A 2,531-nucleotide genomic window follows, 5' to 3' on the forward strand; every position below is an offset into this window, starting at 1 on the left:
GAAGTCGGCAAGACCACCGGCACCGTGACCACCACCGCGCCGAACGACGCGTTGAACGGTCACGCACCGTTGACCAACGCGATCACCGACGTCAGCGGCGGCAACTACGAGAACCTGGTGGGTGACAAGACCCCGGTCAGCACCACCGTGACCGACACTGTCGACACCACCAACCTGACGCTCAGCGCCACCGGCACGGTGAACGAAGGCGGCCAGATCACCTATACCGCCACCTTGACCAACGCCGCCGGCACGCCGATGACCGTGACGCTGAGCAACGGCGCGACCATCACCATCGAGGCCGGCAAGACCTCCGGCACCGTGACCGTTCCGGCACCGGCCGACGATGTCTACAAAGACGCGGGCACCGTTGAGGCGACCATCAAGGGCACGACCGGCGGCGACTTCGAGAACCTGGTCACCAGCGGCACGCCGGCGGTGACCACCGTCAACGACACCATCGACACCTCCACCGTGTCGCTGACCGCCACGGCGAACGTCGCCGAAGGCGAGACCGTGGTCTACACCGCGACCGTGACCGCACCGGTCACCGGCTCGCCCCTGGTCGTGACGCTGTCCAACGGCCAGACCATCACCATCGCCGTCGGCGAGACCACCGGCACCGTGAACTTCGTGGCGCCGAACAGCCCGCTGGCCGGCGGCAGTTCCCTGAGCGTGACCATCAACGGCGCGAGCGGCGGCAACTACGAAAAACTGGACGTGGACGGCAAGTCCGCCGACACGGCGGTCTCGGACACCACCGACACCACCCACCTGAACCTGAGCGCCACCGACTCGGTGGCCGAAGGCGGCTCGATCGTCTACACCGCGACCCTGACCAATGCCGCCGGCACCCCGGTGACCGTGACCCTGTCCAACGGCGCGACCATCACCATCGAGGCCGGCAAGACGTCCGGCACCGTGACCGTTCCGGCGCCTGCCGACGACGTCTACAAGGACGCCGGCAAAGTCGAAGTCACCATCAAGGATGCGTCCGGCGGCAACTTCGAGAGCCTGGTGCCGAGCACCGTCCCGGCGGTGACCAACGTCACCGACACCATCGACACCACCACCGTGAAGCTGACTGCCACCGAGTCGGCGGCTGAAGGCGGCACCGTCACCTACACCGCTACCGTGGGCGCGCCTGTGACGGGTTCTCCGGTCACCGTGACCCTGGCGAACGGCCAATCGATCACCATCGAAGTCGGCAAGACCACCGGCACCGTGACCACCACTGCGCCGAACGACGCGTTGAACGGCCATGCGCCGCTGACCAACGCGATCACCGATGTCAGCGGCGGCAACTACGAAAACCTCGTGGCCGACAAGACCCCGGTCAGCACCACCGTGACCGACACTGTCGACACCACCCACCTGTCCCTGAGCGCCACCGGAACCGTGGCCGAGGGCGGCTCGATCATCTATACCGCCACGCTGACCAACCCGGCCGGCACTCCGGTGACCGTGACCCTGAGCAACGGCGCCACCATCACCATCGAGGCCGGCAAGACTTCCGGCACCGTGACCGTCCCTGCGCCGGCCGACGACGTCTACAAGGATGCCGGTACCGTTCAGGCGACGATCACCAACGCCACCGGCGGCAATTTCGAGAACCTGGTGCCGAGCACCACGCCGGCCGTGACCAGCGTCACGGACACCATCGACACCACCACCGTGAAGCTGACGGCGACCGAGTCGGCGGCCGAAGGCGGCACCGTCACCTACACCGCTACCGTCGGTGCGCCAGTGACCGGTTCGCCTGTCACCGTGACCCTGGCCAACGGCCAGTCGATCACCATCGAAGTCGGCAAGACCACCGGCACCGTGACCACCACCGCGCCGAACGATGCGGTGAACGGCCACGCTCCGTTGACCAACGCAATCACCGACGTATCCGGCGGCAACTACGAAAACCTGGTCGCCGACAAGACGCCGGTTTCGACTACCGTCACCGATACCGTGGACACCACCAACCTGACGCTGAGCGCAACGGGCACCGTGGCTGAAGGCGGTTCGATCGTGTACACCGCGACCCTGACCAATCCGGCCGGCACCCCGGTGACCGTGACCCTGAGCAACGGCGCCACCATCACCATCGAAGCCGGCAAAACTTCCGGCACCGTGACCGTCCCTGCGCCGGCCGACGACGTCTACAAGGACGCCGGCAAAGTCGAAGTGACCATCAAGGACGCCACCGGCGGCAACTTCGAGAACCTGGTGCCGAGCACCACGCCGGCCGTGACCGACGTCACCGACACCATCGATACTTCGACCGTGAAACTGACGGCGGACACTTCGGTGGCCGAGGGCGGCACCGTCACCTATACCGCGACAGTAGGCGCTCCTGTAACCGGTTCGCCGGTCACCGTGACCCTGTCCAACGGCCAGACCATCACGATCGAAGTCGGCAAGACCACCGGCACCGTGACCATCACTGCGCCTAACGACGCGCTCAACGGACACGCGCCGCTGACCAACGCGATCACCGACGTGTCCGGCGGCAACTACGAGAACCTGGTCGCCGACAAGAC

1 protein-coding gene is annotated in these 2,531 nt (G+C 66.5%); it reads left to right on the forward strand.

Annotation, left to right across the window (positions count from 1 at the left end; genetic code table 11):
- Positions 1-2,531: immunoglobulin-like domain-containing protein (locus CAG41_RS28025; protein ID WP_371917490.1), on the forward strand; the 2,531-nt coding region annotated here is incomplete at both ends.

The sequence above is a fragment of the Pseudomonas sp. B35(2017) genome, from assembly GCF_002113645.1.
Lineage (GTDB): Bacteria > Pseudomonadota > Gammaproteobacteria > Pseudomonadales > Pseudomonadaceae > Aquipseudomonas > Aquipseudomonas ekonensis.